Source organism: Cellulomonas marina (assembly GCF_900111925.1).
GTDB classification, from domain to species: Bacteria; Actinomycetota; Actinomycetes; order Actinomycetales; family Cellulomonadaceae; genus Cellulomonas; species Cellulomonas marina.
Window position 1 is genome coordinate 179,774 of sequence record NZ_FOKA01000006.1, and the last position, 18,682, is coordinate 198,455.

Sequence of the window (18,682 nt, forward strand, 5' to 3'; positions counted from 1 at the left end):
GGCCGGCAGGGGGCCGTTCAGACCCAGGGCGAGACGATGCCGAACTCGTCCGCGACGCGGCCGATCTCCTCGCGCGTCAGGCCCTCGGCGCGGCCGCCGGCGACGAGGTCCATGTACTCGTAGCGCGCCCCGGTCTCGGCGTACTCGATGCGGTCCACCGCGCGCGTCACGGACAGGTCCGACCGTGCCATGACGCCGTGCTTGCTCCACAGGACGACCTCGTGGTCGCGCAGGCCGGCGACGTTGGCCGCCATGAGCTCGGCCGATCCGGGGACCATGAACGGCAGCACGCCCACGCCGTCGGACAGGCTGACGACGGTCTCGGGCTCCCACCGCAGGATCCGCGCGTTCATGGCGGCGGTGTCGCGGTACGCCGGCACGTGGGACAGGTAGGTCAGGTGGACCGGCTGGGCGTGCACGACGGCCTGGTACGTCAGCCGGCGGCGCGCGACCTGGTCCTGGTGCACGCCGAGGTGGGAGTTGAACTCGCTCGTCAGCCGCTCGAACAGCCGCCGCGGCGAGGTGTGCACCGTAGCGGTCAGCCCCCCCTCGTGGATCCGCACCGCCGCGACGTTCGCCTCGGGGTCCTCGTGGATCTGCCGCAGCCGGCGGCCCGAGCCGGTGACCAGGACGGTCCGCCCGGCCAGCGCCGGCGCGGGAAGCGGCAGCTCCATCTCGGCCGCCAACGGGAACCGGCGTCGGACCTCGAGGTCCCAGCCCGCGTAGACGGAGATGTTCCCCGCCCCGGCCTCGGAGGCGTCGATCTCGCAGATGCGCGCGCCGGCCGCGCCCATGCTCGCGAGCAGCTCGTCGAGCGTCGGGAAGGGCGGGTGGTCGGCGGGGCCGGCGGCGTGCGCTGCGGTGCGTGCGGCGGCGGTGGTGGTCATGGTCGTCCTCGTCTCGGTGGGGTCGAGCTCGTCGTGTGAATCGTTCCAAGACCAGTGTCGGCGGCGGTCGGTCGTGGCTCCCGGGGCCAAGGTCCTGGGACGACCTGGCAGGCTGGCGGCGTGCCGTCGTACCGCGTCCGTCTCGTCCCCGGGCTCCTGCGGGCGGGCGTCGACCCGGCCGCGGTCCTGCCCGCGGCGCTCGACGAGGGCCGCCGCCACACCGCCGTCGAGGCGGGGACGGTCGACGTCGTGCGCGGTCGTCCCGTGCTCACGGTCCGGTACGAGGCGCCCGACGACCCGACGGCGGCGTTCGTCGGCCGCGCGGTCGTCGAGCACGTCGGCACCCTCGTCGACGTCGAGACCAGCCGGGTCACCCGCCGCTGGGGGAGCCGCTGGGAGCCGCTGCGCTGACCTGTCACGGATCGCCCCCTGCCGGCGCGGGGGGCGCGCCGCGCGGCCGTCGGTGCCCGGACGTAGTGTCCGCGCGGTGAGCGGTGAACGGGCGACGACGGGGGACGCGGCGGGCACGGGACGTCCGGCGGACGCGGGCCCGGAGACGGGCGCCGGCCCGGAGGGCGGCGCCGACGACGGGCAGGACCCGCGCCGGTGGAAGGCGTTGAGCGTCTGCCTCACCGCCGGCTTCATGACCCTGCTGGACGTCAGCATCGTCAACGTCGCGCTCCCGTCCATCCGCGACGCCCTGGACGCCTCCGACGCCGCGCTGCAGTGGGTCGTGTCGGGCTACGCGCTGACGTTCGGGCTCGTGCTCGTCGCGGCCGGGCGGCTCGGCGACGCGCGCGGCCGCAGGTCGGTGTTCGTCCTCGGCGTGGCGGTGTTCACGGTCGCCAGCCTCGGCGCGGGGCTGGCGCAGAGTGCGGCCTGGCTCGTCGTCGCGCGGCTGGTCCAGGGCGTCGGCGGCGGCATCATCAACCCGCAGGTGTCCGGGCTCATCCAGCAGCTGTTCCGCGGTGCCGAGCGGGGGCGCGCCTTCGGTCGGCTCGGCACGGTCATCGGCATCTCGACCGCCATCGGGCCCGTGCTCGGCGGGGCGCTCATCGCCCTGCTCGGCCCGGAGCAGGGGTGGCGGTGGATCTTCCTGGTGAACCTGCCGGTCGGCGCCCTCGCGATCGCGCTGTCGCTGCGTTACCTGGGCCGGCGGACCGACCCCGGCCCCGTCTCCGACCTGGACCCCGTCGGCGCCCTGCTGCTGGGCGGCGGGGTCGTCGGGCTGCTGTGGCCGCTCGTCTCGGAGGAGTGGGAGGCCGTCGACCTCGCGCTGCTGGCCGGCGGCGTCGTGCTGCTCGTCGCGTTCGTCCTGTGGGAGCGGCGCGTCACCGCCCGCGGCCGGACGCCGATGGTGCGGCTCGACCTGTTCCGCACGCCGGGCTACACGCCGGGTGCGGTCCTGGCGCTGACGTACTTCTCGGGGTTCACCGGCATCTTCTTCGTGCTGACGCTCTACTTCCAGAACGGGCTGGGGTACTCGCCGCTGCAGGCCGGCGTGGCGATCACGCCGTTCGCCGTGGGGTCGGCGGTGATGTCGACGGTCGGCGGGCGGCTCGTCGCACGGCACGGGCGGCGCGTCGTCGTCGCCGGGCTCGTGCTCGTCGTGGCGGGGCTGGCGGTCACCGACGTCGTCGTCGCCGTGGCCGGGACGTCCCGCGCGACGGGGTGGTACCTCGTCGCGCCGCTGCTCGTCGCGGGGCTGGGCTCCGGGCTGGTCATCTCGCCCAACCAGACGATCACGCTCGCGCAGGTGCCGGTGGCGCAGGCCGGGGCCGCGGGCGGGGTGCTGCAGACGGGTCAGCGCCTGGGGACGGCCGCGGGCATCGCGCTGGTCGGCGCGCTGTACTTCTCGGGGTCCGCGGGCGGGGACCAGGCCACCGGCGCCGCGCACGGCTTGCGCGCGACGCTGGCGCTGACGGCCCTGGCCCTCGTCGTGGGGCTCGTGGACCTGCGACGCCGGCGGGAACCGTCGGAGCCGACCGGGGCCCGCGGGACGCCCCGCGCGGCCGGTGGCGCCGGGCGCTGAGCGGCGTCAGGACCGGCCGATGTCCCCCGGCTTCGCCGTGCTGAAGGGACTCTCCAGCTCCTCCATCGCGTTGGCCGGCTCGTCGGAGGGGTCCGGCAGGCGCGGGTCGGCCTCGGGGTCCGTGTGCGTCTCGCGGGGGCTGTCGGGGTGCGGGTTGCCCGTCCCGCCGGCGGTGGCCGAGGGGATGGTGCCGTCCTGGGTGTGCGGGTCCGTGGTCATGCCCCCCTGCCTACCGCAGCGGTGCCGGGCCCGCACCCGGCCGCCCCGCCCGTCGTCGGGCGGCGCCACCCCGTCCGGGTGCCTACGGTGACGCCCATGCCGGAGCAACGCGCGCGGGGCTGGACCGCCGACGACATCCCCTCCCTCGACGGCCAGCGGGCCCTCGTCACGGGGGCCAACAGCGGGCTCGGCCTGCAGACGGCCCTCGCGCTCGCGGCGCACGGCGCGGACGTCACGCTCGCGTGCCGGGACCTGCGGCGCGGCCGGGACGCGCAGGACGCGGTCGCCGCCGCGACGGGCCGGACCCCGCGGCTCGAGCTCCTCGACCTCGCGGACCTGCGGTCCGTGCGGGAGCTCGCGGAGCGCTGGGGGGCGGAGGAGCCCCTGCACCTGCTGGTGGCCAACGCCGGGCTCATGGCGGTGCCGTACGGCACGACGACGGACGGCTTCGAGCGGCAGCTCGGCACGAACCACCTGGGCCACTTCGCGCTCGTCGGGCGGCTGCTGCCCGCGCTGCGCCAGGCGCCGTTCGCGCGCGTGGTCGTCGTGTCCTCCCAGGCGCACCGCTTCGGCCGCGTCGACCTCGACGACCTGCAGTGGCAGCGCCGGCGCTACCGCCCGTGGCCGGCGTACGGGCAGAGCAAGCTGGCGAACCTGCTCTTCGTCCGCGAGCTCGACCGCCGGCTGCGGGCCCACGGCGACCCCGTCCTCGCCGTCGCGGCGCACCCGGGGTTCGCGTCCTCGAACCTGTCGTCGTCGTTCGTCGCCGGGCTGCCTGCTCCGCTCGCGGCGGCGTACCGGTGGGGCCAGTCGCGCCTGGAGCAGTCCGACGCGGACGGCGCGCTGCCCTCGCTCTACGCGGCGACGATGCCCGACGTGCGCGGCGGTGAGTACCTCGGCCCAGACGGGTTCGGCGAGCAGCGCGGCGCGCCCACCCGGGTCGGCCGCTCGGCCCGCGCCCAGGACGACGACACGGCTGCCCGGCTCTGGGCCGCCAGCGAGCGGCTGACGGGCGTGACCTTCCCGGACCTGCCGGCGGCACCGCCCCGCTGACCGGCTACGGAGCCGTCCTGCTCGGGCCTGCTCTCCACGGGCGCGGTTTGCCGCGGCGGGTGCGACGCGGCGAGACTGCGGGGGGCGTCGCGGACGGGCGCGCGACGGGGCGACGAGGGGCCGGGCATGGGACAGGGCGGGGGCACGCCACCGCCCGACGACGTCGAGTCCAGCGCCATCCGCGCGGCGGCCGAGCGCGGGTCCATCCTGCGGTACGACGACGGAGCCGCCCTGGGGGCGCGGCTCGAGCAGGAGGCGGCCGGCGCGCGCCGCATCTGGAGCGCGCTGCCCGGCGGCCACTACGACGTGGGCACGCTGCGCTCCTCGTGGGACGAGGACGTCGCCCTCATCCGTGCAGGCCGCGGGGGGCCCGTCATCTACCAGGCGGACTCGGTGCGGCGGCCCGAGGTGCTGCGCTACCTCACCGAGTTCGCCGCCGCCGGCGCCCAGGTCCGCGTCGCGGTGCGCGTGCCGCACCGCATCATCCTGTTCGACCGGCGCACCGTCGCCGTCGCGGTCGCCCCGGACACCCTCGAGCCGCCCTACCTCGTCTCGACCGAGCCGGCCGTGGTGCACAGCTTCTTCCAGCAGTTCGTCACGATGTGGCGGTCGGCCCAGCGCGTCGGCACCGGGCCCGAGGACCTGCTCGCCGAGTCCACCGTGCGGGAGATCCTCGACATCATGGCGGCGGGCGTCACGGACGAGGTGGCCGCCAAGCAGCTCGGGCTCTCGACGCGGACCATCCGGCGGCGGATGGCGGCCGTCATGACGATGCTCGGCGCCCGGTCCCGGTTCGAGGCGGGGGTCAAGGCCGTGCGCAGCGGCTGGCTCTGACCTCGCCCGTCGCGAACCCCTCGGTGACGCCCGGGTGACCCTCAGTGGCCCTAGCCACCGCCGACGCAGAGGATGCAGCTCGTCGTGGCGCCGGCCGTCGTGGTGCCGGCGTCGGCGCTCGCGGCCGTCGCCCCCGCCCCGAGGGCGGGGACGGCCAGCAGCCCGACGAGCAGCGCGCGCGCAGCGAGCCGGCCACGGTGCCGGGAGGTCGGGGCGGTCGGCACCGCGGCGGTCACGGTGGTGGTGGTGGCGGTCGAGGCGGACGTCGAGGTGCGCATGGTGCCCTCCGGTCGGGTGCGGTGCGTCGCGGGTGCCGGTGCCGACGGGACCGGTCAGGGCGATGGTGCGCACGCTCCCGGCCGCGTGGCACCGCCGGTGTCCGCTACCGGACGCCCGCGTTGTCGGCGGCCCTGTGGCGCGCGAGGGTGCTGCCCATGCCGCATCCCGCCGCACGCCCGGCTCGTGCACGGCGCAGCCCCGCCCGGCCGGCCGCCACCGGCCCGGGCCCTGCCGGGTGCGGGGGCGCCGACGACCCGCAGGACGTCGCCGTCGCGGCGCTGCCCGTGGAGGACACGGACGTCGTCCTCGGCATCCTGCGGCGGATGCAGGAGGCGCAGGACCTGGCCGTCGTGCGGGTGTCCCCGCTCTGACGCGCACCTGACGCGCGAACGGGCCCGTCGTCGCCTGGATCGAGTCCGTCGTGGGCGCCGGCCGCATCTGACGCGCATGGCGGCGGGCCCGCGGCACCGACGCTCGAGCCCCCTGCGACTCGTCGTCGGTGCGCGGTCCGCACCGCGCCGCACTCTGGGTCGTGCGGGGCCGGGGCGCCAGACCCGTGGCCGGAACCGGACACGGCCGTCCGCCCGGCGGATCACCCGTGCGGGTGTGTGATGCGCGACTCCGTCGGGGGCGGGCGGTCGCGTCGCGCCTGCTCCTCGTCGTGCGCCCGCTGTCGGGGGCCGCCGCAGGGCCCCGCGGGCCGTCTCACCTCCGGGCGCTCGCGTTGACGGTCCGACACCGTTCTCCGAGACTGGACGCGCCGACGTCGCCTGCGCGCGACCGCGCGCAGCCACCGACGACGACCCCGCCCCAGCACGGTGCGCGGGTTGCGTGGGGCAGGCCGCGGGTGCGGCGCGAGGGGAGTGGCATGAGCACGGAGGTCCGGACCGTCGAGGCGCGGTCGCGCCAGCTGCGGTACCACCTGGACCGGCAGATCCACCGGATCGCGCGCCCCGGCCCCGTGCCCGCCTCCCGTCACCTCGAGCGCGCGCTGGTCGTGGCCCGGGCGTGCCCGCCGGGACGCGGCACGCACCTCGCGGCGGCCGGGACGGCCACCGCGCTGTTCGCCGCCGCCTTCGTGCCCGGGCTGGCCGTCGGCGGTGCGGCCGTCGTCGTCGCGCTGCTGGGCGCGGTGCTGCTGGCGCTCATGGGTGTCGTCGTCGTCGAGCTGGGCTGGCGCACGACCGTGGGGCTGCGCCTGTCGCGCCGGGCCACGCGCGCCGCGTGGCTCGCCGAGCGCGGGTGGCGTGCCGGGGACCGGATCCTCGAGCACCGGGTGCCGCGCTCCGTCCGGGCGGCCCGCCGGTCGCTGCTCATCGAGATCGAGCGTGCGCGGGTGGCCGTCGACGGCCCCGCGGCCGTGCTGCCGGCGCCCGCCGGGGCGGACCCGGCGCGCTGGGCGTCCGTCAGCGGCGCCGAGCCCGAGGACGTGCTGGAGGGCATCCTCCTCAACGACGTGGCGCTCCTGGCCGAGGTCGCCGACCGGCTCGCGGCCTTCGAGACGTGGCCCCGGGAGCGGGCCCGTGCCGGCCGCACCGTGCAGGGGGCGTGGGAGGTCCTGCGCCGCCCCTGACGGCGCCTGGTCGTGCGTCTGGTCGTGCGCGGCGGGCCCGGCCGGGTGATGCTGACGCCATGGACGGTGCGGTGACGTGGACGACGCGGTGAGCGGTGGTGCCCTGGCACCCGACGGGCGCGACGACGAGGGTCCCGCGGCAGGCAGCGGTCGGCGGGCGCCGCGGTCGCTCAACGACCGGGTCCTGCACTACGGCCTGACGAAGGGCATCGCCCGCGGTCTCGAGATCGGCATCGAGCGGCTGCCCGTCGACGCCACGCAGAAGGCCGCGCTGCGGGCGCGCAGCACCGGGATCGTGTCCACGCTCGCCGACACGGGCGTGGCACTCGCCAACGGCGCGATGGCGGCGCGGGCCGCCGCGACCGCCCGGACGTCCGCCGCGCAGCAGCCGGTCGTCGCCGTGCCCGCACCGACGCCGACGGGCGGCGGCAGCCTCATCGACCAGCTCGAGCGCCTCGCCGCGCTCCGGGCGCAGGGGCACCTCGACGACGAGGAGTTCGCGGCCGCCAAGCGCCGCGTGCTCGGCCACCGGTCCTGACCTGCGCGGCCGGGCGGTGACGCGGGCTGCCACCTCAGGCGCCCCTCCCACCGCCTCCCGGCGCCGCGGCTCCTGACGCCCGGCAGTCCCGTGTCCCCTCAGCGGGTGGGCGTCGGGCCCGTGCCGTCCCACCAGTCCAGCACCCGCGTCCCGACGAGGGTCAGCCACGGCGACCGCTCGCCGGCGGGCACGTCGACCTCGAACCACACCCGTCCGGGCTCGCGCTCACCCTGCCGCCACGTGCCGTCGGCGCCCCGGAGCGCCCGCACGAGCGCGACGGCCTCGGCGGCCCGCGGGTCCGGCGGGGTGCCGTCGAGCAGGGACGCCGCCCGCAGGTGGTCGAGCGCGTTCAGGGCGTTGTACCGCCACCGGAACGGCCAGGCGATCGCGTCCACCCACGGCCCGACGCGCTCCCCGGTCGACAGCCGGTGCAGCAGCCGGCGCTCGAGCAGGTACTCCTCGCCGGCGTGCCGCACGGCGCGCAGCTCGTCGGACCCGCCGGTCAGCCGCTCGTGCTCCAGCAGCGCCCTGACGACGTTGAGCGTCGAGTGGAACGACGAGCGCGTCGACCCCTCGACCCACTGGCAGTTCCACCCGCCGTCGGCCAGCCGGTGCTCGACGAACCAGCGCTCGAGCCCGGACACGTCGACGCCGAGCCAGGCCCCGTTCGCGAGCGTGTACCCGTTGATGCAGCAGTCGACCTCGCCGTCCCAGTACGGCAGGTCGTCGTACTCCCACCGGCTCCCGGCCGCCAGGCGCTCGGCCGTGCCCGCCAGCGCGGCGGCGTCCAGGCCCCAGCCGCGCAGCGCGTTCAGCGACCACGTCGTCGCCGTCCAGGGCTGGCCCTCCTCGCCCTCGCCCGTGAAGCCGGCGGGGAAGAAGGCGCCGCCCGCCCACTGCCCGTCGTCGTCCTGCAGGGCGAGCAGCCGCGCGCCGTAGCCCTCCGCCGCGACGCGGGCGCGCGTCGCCCGCCAGACCTCCTCGGGCACGCCGAGCAGGTCGCGTTCGACCTGCCACCGCAGGGCCGGGTCGGTGTCGAGCAGCCACTCCACGAGCGCGGGCGCCAGAGCCATGCGGCCAGGCTAGGACCGCCCCCCGACACCCGGGGCGCCGTGCAGCGCGGCGCCGAGCCGCTCCACCGCCGCGCCGAGCACGGGCGCCGGGGTCGCCAGCACCAGCCGCACGTGACCGGCCCCCGCGTCACCGCACAGCCGCCCGTCGGTGACGGCGAGCCCGGCGTGCTCGCGGCACCAGGTCGCGGGGTCGTCGGCGGCTCCCGTCCCGCGCAGGTCGAGCCACGCCAGGTACGTGCCCTCGGGGTCGCTCACCGGCACGCCCGGCAGGTGCTCGGCCGCCAGCGCCGCGAACAGCCGCCGGTTCGCGTCGAGCCAGCCGACGACCTCCTCCAGCCACGGCCGCCCGTGCTGGTAGGCCGCGACGTTCGCGACGACGCCGAGGGTCGACGTGCCGCGCCCGACCGCCGGCCCGACCGCGGCCCACCGCGCGGCGGTCGCCTCGTCGGACAGCAGCACCTGCGCGCACTTCAGGCCGGGGACGTTCCACGCCTTGCTCGCCGACGTCGCCGTGACGGCGTGCGCGGCGGCGGCGGGGGAGACCGAGGCGTAGGGGACGTGCACGGCTCCGGCGCGGACGAGCGGTGCGTGCACCTCGTCGGCGAACACCCGCGCGCCGGCGTGGTCCACGACCTCCGCCAGCGCGGCGAGCTCCGCCCGCGTCGCGACCGTCCCGAGCGGGTTGTGCGGGTTGCACAGCACGACGAGCCCGCCCCCCGCGGCGAGCGCCCCCGCGATCCCGTCGAGGTCGACCACCCACCGGTCCCCGTCCCGCACCGACGGCACCTGGACGACCCGTCGCCCCCGCAGCGCCGGGACGGTGAGGAACGGCATGTACGCCGGGGTCGGCAGCACCACCGCAGACCCGGGCGGCGTCAGGTGGTCGATCGTCGCCTCGAGCGCGGCCATCACGTCCGGCACGTGGTGCACCCAGGCGTCGGGCACGGTCCACCCGTAGGCCTGCGCGTACCAGGCGGCGGTCGCCGCGGACAGCTCTTCGGTCAGCCACGGCGGCAGGTACCCCGTCAGCCCGCGGTCGAGGGCGTCGTCGAGCGCGGCGCGGACGGGCGGTGCCGGCAGCACGTCCATCTCCGCGACGAACGCCCCCGTCGTTCCCGGGAACGTCGTCCACTTCATGCTGCCGCGCGCCCGCAGCTCCTCGCCGGTGGGCGCGTCGAAGGCGTCAGGCACCGCTGCGACGCCGCAGCGCCACCACGGGGATCACGCGCGCGGTCTTCTCCTGGTACTCGGCGAAGCCCCGGCTCGCCGAGGTGAAGCGCGCCCAGGCGGCGTCGCGCTCGTCGCCGACGAGGACCTCGGCCCGGACCGGGACCGTGCCGTCGTCGGGGGTCTCCACCACCGTCTCCGGGTGCGCGACGAGGTTGTGGAACCAGGCCGGGTTCTCGGGGGCCCCGGCCTTCGACGCGGCGACGAGCCACGTGTCGTCGTCGACCCGGATGGCCCGGAGCGGCGCGACCCGCTCGGTGCCCGTGCGCGCCCCGACGTGGTGGACGAGGACGAGCGTGCGCCCGAAGCCCATCGTCGTCACCGTGCCGCCCGACGCGCGGAACTCCTCGATGATCTGCTGGTTCCAGTCCGCCACGCCGCCGATGCTGCCCTACGCCAGGGGCCGGTGGTCGACCCCGGAGACGACGAGGTCGGCGCGGTCCCGGGATGCCTCGATGACGAGCGCGTTGGAGCCGTCCACGGTCCGCGCCCAGGCCTCGGCCGCCTCGGGGCTGCGGCCGTGGCGGGTGTGCCGGTCGACGAGCCGTGCCAGGCGCTCGTCGGGCGAGGTGTCGCAGTACCAGCAGGCGGCGAGCACGTCGCGGACGCCGGCCCAGGGCTCCTGGTCGACGAGCAGGTAGTTGCCCTCGGCGACGACCAGGCGGGTGCCGGGCGCGACGACGGTCGCGCCGGTGACGCCCTCGTCGACGCGCCGGTCGAAGCCGGGGACGTACACGGGGTTGCCCGTCTCGGTGGCGGCGCGGCGCAGGAGGGCCAGGAAGCCCCAGCTGTCGAAGGTCTCCAGCGCGCCCTTCCGGTCCCGCAGGCCGAGCCGGTCCAGGGTGGTGTTGGCCAGGTGGAAGCCGTCCATGGGCAGGTAGGCGGCCCACCCGGCGCCGTGCCGCTCGTCGAGCAGCGCGACGAGGGCCGTGGCGAGGGTGGTCTTGCCGGCACCGGGGGTGCCGGTGATGCCGAGCAGGGGCCGGCCGGGCCCCGCCGCGCCGGCGACGAGGGCCTCGGCCCGGTCGGCGAGCGCGGCCAGGCCGGGCGTCACGGTCGTGCTCACGGGTTGCCCCCTCGGCCCGGACCCTCCGGCGTCGCCCACCGCAGCCCGGGGAACCGCGCGAAGGCCCGGTCGAGGCTCACCCACAGCGCGCCGTGCTCGAGGGCGACCGCGGCGTGCTGGACGTGCGGCACGACGTCCCCCCGGGCGTCCACGAGCCGGCACAGGCGGTCGACGATCTCCCAGTGCCTCGGTCCGGCGGTCACGCGCTCGACCCCGTGGGCCGCCCGCAGCGCAGCGACGGCGTCGAGCACGTCCGGCAGGGGTGACGGCGGGTCGAACACCCGCGGGTGGGTCAGCACCCGCACGGTGCCGCCCAGGACCGCGTCGGTCAGGCCGAGCACCTCCGGGTCGGCGACGGCGTCCTCGAGCCACCCGCGCAGGAGGTCGTGCCGGGGCGCGTCCGCGCGCAGCGCACCCACCAGCACGGTCACGTCCGGGAGGATCACGCGCGTCCGTCCATGCGCTCGAGCAGCGCGGCGGAGTCGGCGAGGTCGACGCCCGCGTGCAAGCCCTGACCACCCAGCGGCGTGACGACGTACCGCTCGCGCTCGGAGGACGGCGCGCGGTGGCGAGCCAGGGCGTCGCGGAGCGCCTGCTCGACGAAGGACGTCATCGTCCGGCCGTCCTCCACCGCCACGCGCTTGACGTCGCGGTAGAGGTCGTCGGGGAGGTGGAAGGTCGTCCTCATGGTGGTGACCCTACGCGCGGTATGCGGATATGTCACCGGCGCGGGCCGAGCTCGTCCGGGTGACCGCGTCGCTGCACTGAGTGCAACCCACGTAGCCTGGTGCGCATGGACGACGGGCCTCGCGAGCGGCGCGTGCCCGACCGACGGGTGGCGCACCGGGCGCGGACGCACCAGGCGATCCTCGACGCCGCCGGCGCCCTGATGGTCGAGACGGGCGGCACGCGCTTCTCCGTCGACCGGCTGGCCGCCGAGGCCGGCGTCGCGCGGCGGACGGTGTTCAACCACTTCGACTCGCGCGCCGACGTCGTCACCGCCGTCGGCGCGCAGGCGTTCCGGGAGGTCCTCGACGGCCTGGTCGGGGACGACGCGCCCTCTCCGCCGGCGGGGCACGACGACCCCCGGCGGGCGGTGGCCGCCGACCTCGCGGCCGCGCTGCGACGGGCGGACCTCGTCGGGCCGATGGCCGCCCTCACGCGGGGGCTGGGCATCACGGCTGCGACCGCCGGGTCCGCGGCCGGCGTGCCGCCGCAGCAGGCCGTGCTGCTGCTCCGGGCGCTCGTCGAGGTCGGCGACGGGCTGGCCGCCGCGCTCGTCCGGCGCCACCCCCGGGCCGACCCCCTCGACGTCGAGCTCGCCGTCGGTGCCCTGACCAGCGGGCTCGTCGTGCTGCACCGCCACTGGCTGGCCGGTGCCGCCGCGTCCGACGACGCGGCGGGCCGCGCGGCGTGGGCACGGCTCGTCGAGCACCTGGCGTCGACGCTGCTCGTCACGCCCGCACCGCCCGCCGCGCCCGCTCCGCGCCAGACTCCCTGACACGTCCCCCGACACGCCCCCGGCACCACCACCCCCACCGATCGAAGGACACGATGGCCGAGCTCCTCTTCCGCCTGGGCCGCGCCGCGGCCCGCCACGCCCGCGCGGTCATCGCCGTGTGGGTGGTCGTCGTCGCGCTCGCGGGGGTCGGCTACGGCGTGGGCGCCGGCACGCTGGCCAGCAGCTTCTCCATCCCGGGCACCCCGACGGCGGAGGTGACGGACCGCCTGGCGGCCCAGCTCCCCGAGGCGGCCGGCGCCACGGGCACCGTCGTCGTGCACACGGCCGACGACGCACCCTTCACCACCGAGCAGCAGCAGGGCCTCGCCGCGGTCGTCGCGGACGCCATGGGGGTCGAGGGCGTCCAGACCGTCGTGGACCCGTTCGCCGCCGAGGCGCAGCGCACCGAGGGCGCCGCGCAGCTCGTGGCCGGCGCGACCCAGGTCGAGGAGGGCCGCGCGCAGCTCACCGCCGGCCGCGCGCAGCTCGACGCGGCGCAGGCCGAGCTCGACGCCGCCCAGGACACGCTGGACGCCGCCCGCGCGCAGGCCACCGCCGCCGGCGCGGGGCCCGAGGCGACGGCCGCGCTCGACGCGCAGGAGGCGCAGCTCGCGGCCGGGCGGGCCCAGCTCGACGAGCAGCGGACCCGGCTCGAGGCCGGGTCGGCGGAGCTCGAGGCGCAGGCGGCGCAGCTCGAGCAGGGGCAGGCGCTCGCGGACCTGGCCTCGGGCATCCGCGTGGTGTCGGAGGACGGGACGACCGCCGTCGTCACGGTGGTCTTCGCCGGCGCCCAGCTCGACGTGCCGCAGGAGGCCAAGGAGGCGGTCATCGCGACCTTCACCGACGGCGTCGCCGACGTCGGGGGGCTCGAGGTCGACTTCGGCTCCGACATCGCGCAGGAGACGCCGTCGGTCGTCGGGCCGGGCGAGGTCGTCGGGCTCGTGGTGGCCGGGATCGTGCTCGTCGTCATGCTCGGCACGCTGGTCGGCGCGGGGCTGCCGCTGGTCACCGCGCTCGTCGGCGTGGCCATCGCGGCGCTGGGGTCGCTGGCGTTCTCCGGGGTCGTCGACATGTCGTCGGTGACGCCGGTGCTGGGCCTCATGCTCGGCCTGGCGGTCGGCATCGACTACGCGCTGTTCATCGTCAACCGGCACCGGCGGCAGCTGAAGGCGGGCTACGACGTCGAGGAGTCGATCGGGCTCGCGAACGGGACCTCCGGCAACGCGGTGGTCTTCGCCGGGTCGACCGTCGTCATCGCGCTGCTGGCGCTCAACGTCACCGGCATCCCGTTCCTCGGCCTCATGGGGACGGTCGGGGCCGCGGCGGTGGCCGTGGCGGTGCTCGTCGCCGTCACGCTGACCCCCGCCCTGCTGCACCTCATCGGCCGCCGCATCCTCAACCGGCGGGAACGGGCGGCGGCGGACGCGGCCGTCCTGGCGGCCCAGGAGGCGGACGCGGCGCGCACCTCGCACGGCCGGCACGTGGCCCCGCCGACGGGCGCGATCCCGGTCGTCGGGACGACGGCCTCCCCGGCCGCGACCGCCGTGCGCCCCATGTCCACGGCGGGTGCGGTCGGCCGCGTCGTCGTCGGCGTCGCCGTGCTGGCGGCCGTGGCGGCCCCGGCCCTGAGCCTGCGCACCAACCTGCCCGACGGCTCCTCGGAGCCCGAGAGCTCGACCTCGTACCAGGCCTACACGCGCGTAGCCGAGAGGTTCGGCCCCGGGACGAACGGGCCGCTCGTCGTCGTCGCGGAGCTGCCGGAGGCGCCCGCCGAGGGCGAGGAGGTGGCCGCGCAGCTCGCGGTGGCGCAGACGGTCGCGGCCGTCGACGACGTGTCCGCGGTCGCGCCCGCCGGCACGTCGGCGGACGGCACGACCGTCGTCCTGCAGGTCGTCCCCGCGCAGGGCCCGACGAGCGAGAGCACGGAGCGGCTGGTCACGGACCTGCGCGAGCTGTCACCGCTCGACGACGGCACGACGCTGGGCGTGGCGGGCGCCGCCAGCGGCAACATCGACATCTCCGACAAGCTGGCCGGCGCGCTGCCCGTCTACCTCGGCGTCGTCATCGGGCTGTCGCTGGTCATCCTCGTGGTGGTGTTCCGGTCGCTGCTCGTGCCGCTGCTGGCGACGCTCGGGTTCGTGCTGTCGTACTTCGCCGCGATCGGCGGGGTCGTGGCGATCTACCAGTGGGGCTGGCTGTCGGACGTCTTCGGGGTCGAGCGGCCCGGGCCGATCCTCAACTTCCTGCCGACGATCCTCGTCGGGATCCTCTTCGGCCTGGCGATGGACTACCAGCTCTTCCTCGGCTCCGGCATGCGCGAGGCGTACGCGCACGGGGCGCCGGCGCGGCTGGCGGTGGCGCAGGGGCTGCGCGCCGGACGGGCCGTGGTGATCGCGGCGGCGATCATCATGGTCTCGGTGTTCGGCGGCTTCATGTTCGCCGAGTCCGCGCTCATCCGGCCCATCGGCTTCGCGCTGGCGTTCGGCGTGCTCGTCGACGCGTTCGTCGTGCGGATGCTCGTCGTGCCCGCGCTGCTGCACCTGCTGGGCGACGCCGCGTGGTGGCTGCCGCGCTGGCTGCAGCGGGTGCTGCCCGACGTGGACGTGGAGGGTGCGGCGCTCGAGCGGCGCCACCCGCACGTGCCGGGCGCGCCGGCCGCCTGACCGAGGGCTAGCGTCGACGACCGTGACGACGACGCGCGCCCTCGGCCCCTTCCAGGTCCACCCCGTCGGCCTGGGCTGCATGCCCCTGTCGATGAACAACGACAAGCAGTACCCCGACGAGCGCGAGGCCGTCGCGACGATCCACGCGGCGCTCGACGCCGGCGTGACCCTGCTCGACACCGCCGACTGCTACGCCCCCTCGTGGGACACCTTCGGCCACAACGAGCGCCTCGTCGCCACGGCCCTGCGCGCGTGCGGCAGCCTGCCCGACGGCCTCGTCGTCGCCACGAAGGGCGGTATCACCCGCGGCGAGGGGGAGACGTGGGGCCGCGACGGGTCCCCGGAGTACCTGCGCTCGGCGGTCGAGGCGTCGCTGGGCCGGCTCGGCGTCGACGTCATCGACCTCTACCAGTGGCACCGCCCCGATCGGGAGCGCGACTACGCCGAGGTCGTCGGGACGTTCAAGGCGCTGCGCGACGAGGGCAAGGTCCGCGCGGTCGGCATCTCCAACGCGAACCCCGAGGAGATCCGCATCGCGCAGGACGTCCTGGGCCCCGGCGGGCTGGTGAGCGTGCAGAACGAGTTCTCGCCGTCGCACCGCCAGTCGGAGGACGAGCTGCGGCTCTGCGACGCGGAGGGCATCGCGTTCCTGCCGTGGAGCCCGCTGGGCGGCACCGGCGGCGGCGCGGCCGGGGTCGGGGAGCGCTTCGGCGTCTTCGCCGAGATCGGCGCGGAGCACGGCGTGAGCCCGCAGCGCGTCGTGCTCGCGTGGGAGCTGGCGCTCTCGCCGCACGTCATCCCCATCCCCGGCGCCCGACGAGCGACGTCCATCACGGACTCGGCCGCTGCCGCGGAGCTCGTCCTGTCCGACGACGAGCTCGCCCGCTGCAGCGCGGCCGGCTGATACGAGGACCGTCTGCGGATCCGGTGACCAGGCGCCTGTAATCCTGGGCGCTCCCGGGACACTGCAGGGTGTGAGGTGGCTCAGCACGGACCCGGAGGCGTGGTTCGACGCCCTGTGGCGCGAGCACGCGCCGCGCATCCAGGCGTACGCCGTGCGCCACGTGGGCGTGCACGACGCCGAGGACGTCCTGGCGGAGACCTTCACGGTGGCCTGGCGCCGCCGGGACGAGGTGCCCGCGCTCGTCCTGCCGTGGCTGCTCGTCGTCGCGCGGAACACGGTGGCCAACCGGCGGCGGACGGAGCTGCGGCACGACGAGCGCGTCGCGGCGCTCGCGGCCGTCGCCGGGCCGGCGGGCGGTGCGGACGACGGCGTCGAGCACCACGTCGCCGAGCGCGCGCAGCTGCTCGGCGCGCTCGCGCTGCTGTCGGAGGCCGACCGGCCGGCCCTGCTGCTGACGGCGTGGGACGGGCTGGGGCCGGCGGCCGCGGCCCTCGTCGCCGGGTGCTCGACGACCGCGTTCAAGGTCCGGCTGCACCGTGCCCGGGCCCGGCTGCAGCGGCTGCTCGACGAGGCCGACGGCGACGGCGTCGGCGCGGGCGCCCCGGTGGGCGCCGAGGACGCGGTGCAGCGGACGCCGAGGGGACGGTGAGGGTGGTGGACGTCGACCGGAGGGTGCGCGCGCTCGCCCCGACCGGGGTCGTCGACCCCGACGGGCTCGAGCGCGCCCGAGCGCGGGTGCGCGCGGAGCAGGACACGCACGCCGGGGCGGTGCCGACCCTCGCGGCCGCGCGCGCCCGGCGTGCTGGGCGGCCGGCCCGGCGCTGGGCGCTGGCGGCGGGCGGCGCGGCGGCCGCCGTCGTCGCGGCGGTGCTGCTGACCGCCCCGCCCGACGAGCCGGCCTTCGCGACCTGGACCGCCATCCCGGCCGCCCCGGACCCCGCGACGGCGGCCCGCGCGACGGCGTCGTGCGCCTCCTCGGTCCCGGCCGACGTGCAGCCCGCCCCGGTGCTCGTCGAGCAGCGTGGCGCCGTGGTGCTGAGCGTGCTCGCGGACGGCGCCTGGGCGAGCGCCTGCGTGTGGAGCGACCACGAGACGAGCGAGGGCTCGATCGCGGCGTACACCCGGACGATGCCGGCCGCCCCGACGGCGGACGGCGTGGCCGTCGTGAGCTGGGTGGGCACGTGGTCCCCGGAGGACGGGCCGTGGACCGCCGTGTACGGGCTCGCCGGTAGCGACGTCGCGCAGGTCGTCGTCGACCGGGAGGCCGGCGGCCCGGTCCGGGCCACGGTCCAGGACGGCTGGTTCGCCGCGTGGTGGCCGACGGACTCCCCGGCGGCGACCGTCACGCCGTTCGACGAGAGGGGCGTGCCCGGCGCGCCGGTCGAGGTCGCCCGGTGACCGGGGCGCGGCCCGGCGCGTTCAGCCGGTCGTGGCCGCGGGTGTCACCGGTCCGTACTCGACGGTGACCTCCTGGGGCTCGACGACGACCACCGTGGCCGCCGCCGCGACCACCTCGAACGTCCGCGGCAGGCAGGCGGGCGTCAGCGGGACGGTCTGCACGCGCCACGGGCTGGCGGCGGTCCCGTCACCGGCGCTCACCGCGACCGGCACCACGCCGTCGCGGCCGTCGACCTCGCACGACGCGAGGTCGAGCGCCTGCCACAGCGCGTCCCCGGCCTGCCCCGGCGCTCGCGTCATGGTGGTCGTGACGACGGTGCCGGCCCCCGCGCCGGCCCCCTCGCCGTGGCCCGCGTCGTCGTCGCCCACGGCCAGCACGAGCTGGAAGCCGATGCCGCCGACGGCCGCGACCAGTCCGGCGACGGCCGTCGTCCGCAGGAGGCGGGCCGTCTCCTCGTCGGTGCGCCGCGCCTGCGCGGCGGCGACCAGCACGGATCGCGACCGCTCGAGCGTCTCCAGGGTCCGCCGGCCTGCGGCGAGGGCGTCCTCGGCGTCGACGAGGTCGTCACGGGCGCGTGCCGTCGCTGCGGCGTCATCGCGCGCCTCGGCCCGCTCGAGCAGCCGCCGCGCGCGCAGCACCTGCGCCTCCATCGCCGCGGCGGCGTCCCTCTCCTGTCCCAACCGGGTGCGGAAGGCGCCGACGGAGGTCAGGCCGCCGGGCAGGTAGCGCGCCCTGTCCGCCTCGGACGCCCCGTCGATCTCCGCCTCGAGGGTGCCGAGCTGCCAGAGGTCGACGACCTGCGGCGCGAAGACCCGCGTGGCGGTCACCAGCAGCAACCCCACCGCGAACAGCCCGACCGCCCCGAGCACCCAGGCGAGGACCAGCCGGCCGCGCTCGTCCCCCCAGTCGAGCGCGGGTCGGGCGACCACCGCGGTGCCGAAGACCGTCGCCCCGACCGCGGCCAGCGCCGCCACGAGCCACTTCGCCGCGGTCTGCGCCTCGGTCGGGAACCGGGTCAGCGACGTGAGCTGCTCGTCGGGCGGTGCCGCGGGGGTGGCGGGTCGCGCCGTGAAGCGGTCGGCGAGAGCCGACAGCAGGGCCGCCGCGGGTGCCTCCAGCGAGGCGGGCAGCACGTCCCGGCGGGACCGGAGCACGGCGCGGCCCCGCTCAGCGCAGCGTCGGCGGGTCGGTCAGGACCTGGTCGAGGGCCCAGACGCCGAACACGGGCGGCGTGGCGTTCTGGTCGTGGGGCCGCCACTGGTACATCCGGCCGTCGGGGCCCCGCCGCCGTTCGTACGGGAACGTGCCGGGCTCGGCCGGAGGCGTCGGCGGGACCGCGCGCATCCCGAGCGCAGCGCTCGTCGGTCGAGGACCTGCTGGTGTGCTCATGTCCCCACCTCGCCGTCGCCGTGCGGCCCGGCCGCCGTGCCGAGC

23 protein-coding genes are annotated in these 18,682 nt (G+C 77.1%); 12 read left to right on the top strand and 11 right to left on the bottom strand.

The features are described from left to right. Positions 1-17 precede the first annotated feature (17 nt). Entirely contained in the window at positions 18-887 is an 870-nt protein-coding gene (locus tag BM048_RS08620; protein WP_090032371.1) for a class II aldolase/adducin family protein, read from the bottom strand. Positions 888-1,007: 120 nt separating this feature from the next. Between BM048_RS08620 and BM048_RS08625 the strand changes: the two genes are divergently transcribed. Together BM048_RS08625 and BM048_RS08630 are read left to right on the top strand one after the other, a co-directional pair. After that, a complete protein-coding gene (locus BM048_RS08625; protein WP_090032372.1) occupies positions 1,008-1,298 on the top strand; it encodes a hypothetical protein in 291 nt (96 codons plus the stop codon). 76 nt (positions 1,299-1,374) lie between these two features. After that, the gene (locus BM048_RS08630; protein WP_239078920.1) at positions 1,375-2,919 is read left to right on the top strand and encodes an MFS transporter; all 1,545 of its coding nucleotides are present in this window, start codon (positions 1,375-1,377) and stop codon (positions 2,917-2,919) included. Between the two features lie 6 nt (positions 2,920-2,925). Here BM048_RS08630 and BM048_RS08635 read toward each other — a convergent pair whose 3' ends face one another. After that, a complete protein-coding gene (locus BM048_RS08635; RefSeq protein WP_090032374.1) occupies positions 2,926-3,138 on the bottom strand; it encodes a hypothetical protein in 213 nt (70 codons plus the stop codon). A gap of 96 nt (positions 3,139-3,234) precedes the next feature. Here BM048_RS08635 and BM048_RS08640 point away from each other — a divergent pair, with 96 nt between their 5' ends. Next, entirely contained in the window at positions 3,235-4,191 is a 957-nt protein-coding gene (locus BM048_RS08640) for an oxidoreductase (RefSeq protein ID WP_090032492.1), read from the top strand. A 126-nt stretch (positions 4,192-4,317) separates the two neighbouring features. Next, positions 4,318-5,025 carry a helix-turn-helix transcriptional regulator gene (locus tag BM048_RS18480; protein ID WP_090032376.1) on the top strand — a complete coding sequence of 236 codons (708 nt, stop codon included), beginning with the start codon at positions 4,318-4,320 and terminating at the stop codon, positions 5,023-5,025. A 50-nt stretch (positions 5,026-5,075) separates the two neighbouring features. Here the strand turns inward: BM048_RS18480 and BM048_RS08650 are convergent, their stop codons facing one another. Next, positions 5,076-5,303 carry a hypothetical protein gene (locus tag BM048_RS08650; protein ID WP_175499401.1) on the bottom strand — a complete coding sequence of 76 codons (228 nt, stop codon included), beginning with the start codon at positions 5,301-5,303 and terminating at the stop codon, positions 5,076-5,078. Positions 5,304-5,459: 156 nt separating this feature from the next. Between BM048_RS08650 and BM048_RS08655 the strand changes: the two genes are divergently transcribed. From BM048_RS08655 to BM048_RS18485, 3 genes are all read left to right on the top strand, one after another. Beyond that, positions 5,460-5,675, top strand: coding sequence for a hypothetical protein (locus tag BM048_RS08655; RefSeq protein ID WP_139224374.1), 216 nt, complete (start codon positions 5,460-5,462; stop codon positions 5,673-5,675). A 497-nt stretch (positions 5,676-6,172) separates the two neighbouring features. After that, positions 6,173-6,877 (top strand): hypothetical protein, encoded by a 705-nt coding sequence (locus BM048_RS08660; RefSeq protein ID WP_090032381.1) that lies wholly within the window; start codon positions 6,173-6,175, stop codon positions 6,875-6,877. Between the two features lie 76 nt (positions 6,878-6,953). Further along, positions 6,954-7,415 (top strand): SHOCT domain-containing protein, encoded by a 462-nt coding sequence (locus BM048_RS18485; protein WP_203708932.1) that lies wholly within the window; start codon positions 6,954-6,956, stop codon positions 7,413-7,415. Between the two features lie 98 nt (positions 7,416-7,513). Here BM048_RS18485 and BM048_RS08670 read toward each other — a convergent pair whose 3' ends face one another. Genes BM048_RS08670 through BM048_RS08695 form a run of 6 tightly spaced genes read right to left on the bottom strand, consistent with a single transcriptional unit; the run spans position 7,514 to position 11,469 of the window. Then, complete coding sequence (locus tag BM048_RS08670) at positions 7,514-8,488, bottom strand: squalene cyclase (protein WP_090032384.1); 975 nt, start codon at positions 8,486-8,488, stop codon at positions 7,514-7,516. Between the two features lie 9 nt (positions 8,489-8,497). Then, positions 8,498-9,679, bottom strand: a complete 1,182-nt coding sequence (locus BM048_RS08675; protein ID WP_239078921.1) for a MalY/PatB family protein — start codon at positions 9,677-9,679, stop codon at positions 8,498-8,500. Continuing rightward, a complete protein-coding gene (locus BM048_RS08680) occupies positions 9,672-10,091 on the bottom strand; it encodes a nitroreductase/quinone reductase family protein (RefSeq protein ID WP_090032387.1) in 420 nt (139 codons plus the stop codon). The genes BM048_RS08675 and BM048_RS08680 overlap by 8 nt, the downstream gene beginning before the upstream one ends. 15 nt (positions 10,092-10,106) lie before the next feature. Next, the gene (locus tag BM048_RS08685; protein ID WP_090032389.1) at positions 10,107-10,781 is read right to left on the bottom strand and encodes a nucleoside/nucleotide kinase family protein; all 675 of its coding nucleotides are present in this window, start codon (positions 10,779-10,781) and stop codon (positions 10,107-10,109) included. Continuing rightward, positions 10,778-11,212 carry a TA system VapC family ribonuclease toxin gene (locus tag BM048_RS08690; RefSeq protein ID WP_239078922.1) on the bottom strand — a complete coding sequence of 145 codons (435 nt, stop codon included), beginning with the start codon at positions 11,210-11,212 and terminating at the stop codon, positions 10,778-10,780. The genes BM048_RS08685 and BM048_RS08690 overlap by 4 nt, the downstream gene beginning before the upstream one ends. A gap of 11 nt (positions 11,213-11,223) precedes the next feature. After that, on the bottom strand, positions 11,224-11,469 hold the full coding sequence (locus BM048_RS08695; RefSeq protein WP_090032392.1) for a hypothetical protein: 246 nt from the start codon (positions 11,467-11,469) through the stop codon (positions 11,224-11,226). Between the two features lie 105 nt (positions 11,470-11,574). On the opposite strand from BM048_RS08695, the gene BM048_RS08700 reads away from it, so the two are divergent. The 5 genes from BM048_RS08700 to BM048_RS08720 all read left to right on the top strand — a co-directional run bounded on the left by BM048_RS08700 (position 11,575) and on the right by BM048_RS08720 (position 17,247). Further along, positions 11,575-12,282 (top strand): TetR/AcrR family transcriptional regulator, encoded by a 708-nt coding sequence (locus BM048_RS08700; RefSeq protein WP_090032393.1) that lies wholly within the window; start codon positions 11,575-11,577, stop codon positions 12,280-12,282. A 53-nt stretch (positions 12,283-12,335) separates the two neighbouring features. After that, positions 12,336-14,945: an MMPL family transporter gene (locus BM048_RS08705; protein ID WP_090032395.1), complete on the top strand. Its 2,610-nt coding sequence runs from the start codon at positions 12,336-12,338 to the stop codon at positions 14,943-14,945. Between the two features lie 22 nt (positions 14,946-14,967). After that, complete coding sequence (locus BM048_RS08710; protein WP_275407350.1) at positions 14,968-15,849, top strand: aldo/keto reductase; 882 nt, start codon at positions 14,968-14,970, stop codon at positions 15,847-15,849. 70 nt (positions 15,850-15,919) lie between these two features. Next, positions 15,920-16,498, top strand: coding sequence for an RNA polymerase sigma factor (locus BM048_RS08715; protein WP_090032397.1), 579 nt, complete (start codon positions 15,920-15,922; stop codon positions 16,496-16,498). Positions 16,499-16,503: 5 nt separating this feature from the next. Next, entirely contained in the window at positions 16,504-17,247 is a 744-nt protein-coding gene (locus tag BM048_RS08720; RefSeq protein ID WP_139224375.1) for a hypothetical protein, read from the top strand. A 21-nt stretch (positions 17,248-17,268) separates the two neighbouring features. Here BM048_RS08720 and BM048_RS08725 read toward each other — a convergent pair whose 3' ends face one another. After that, a complete protein-coding gene (locus BM048_RS08725) occupies positions 17,269-18,402 on the bottom strand; it encodes a hypothetical protein (RefSeq protein ID WP_090032401.1) in 1,134 nt (377 codons plus the stop codon). A 13-nt stretch (positions 18,403-18,415) separates the two neighbouring features. Beyond that, positions 18,416-18,637, bottom strand: coding sequence for a hypothetical protein (locus BM048_RS17820; RefSeq protein ID WP_139224376.1), 222 nt, complete (start codon positions 18,635-18,637; stop codon positions 18,416-18,418). Between the last annotated feature and the right edge of the window lie 45 nt (positions 18,638-18,682).

Coding starts and splice junctions, on each gene's coding strand:
- BM048_RS08620 (WP_090032371.1), bottom strand. CDS start 887: ATGACCACCACCGCCGCCGCACGCACCGCAGCGCACGCCGCCGGCCCC.
- BM048_RS08635 (WP_090032374.1), bottom strand. CDS start 3,138: ATGACCACGGACCCGCACACCCAGGACGGCACCATCCCCTCGGCCACC.
- BM048_RS08640 (WP_090032492.1), top strand. CDS start 3,235: ATGCCGGAGCAACGCGCGCGGGGCTGGACCGCCGACGACATCCCCTCC.
- BM048_RS18480 (WP_090032376.1), top strand. CDS start 4,318: ATGGGACAGGGCGGGGGCACGCCACCGCCCGACGACGTCGAGTCCAGC.
- BM048_RS08650 (WP_175499401.1), bottom strand. CDS start 5,303: ATGCGCACCTCGACGTCCGCCTCGACCGCCACCACCACCACCGTGACC.
- BM048_RS08655 (WP_139224374.1), top strand. CDS start 5,460: ATGCCGCATCCCGCCGCACGCCCGGCTCGTGCACGGCGCAGCCCCGCC.
- BM048_RS08660 (WP_090032381.1), top strand. CDS start 6,173: ATGAGCACGGAGGTCCGGACCGTCGAGGCGCGGTCGCGCCAGCTGCGG.
- BM048_RS08670 (WP_090032384.1), bottom strand. CDS start 8,488: ATGGCTCTGGCGCCCGCGCTCGTGGAGTGGCTGCTCGACACCGACCCG.
- BM048_RS08695 (WP_090032392.1), bottom strand. CDS start 11,469: ATGAGGACGACCTTCCACCTCCCCGACGACCTCTACCGCGACGTCAAG.
- BM048_RS08700 (WP_090032393.1), top strand. CDS start 11,575: ATGGACGACGGGCCTCGCGAGCGGCGCGTGCCCGACCGACGGGTGGCG.
- BM048_RS08705 (WP_090032395.1), top strand. CDS start 12,336: ATGGCCGAGCTCCTCTTCCGCCTGGGCCGCGCCGCGGCCCGCCACGCC.
- BM048_RS17820 (WP_139224376.1), bottom strand. CDS start 18,637: ATGAGCACACCAGCAGGTCCTCGACCGACGAGCGCTGCGCTCGGGATG.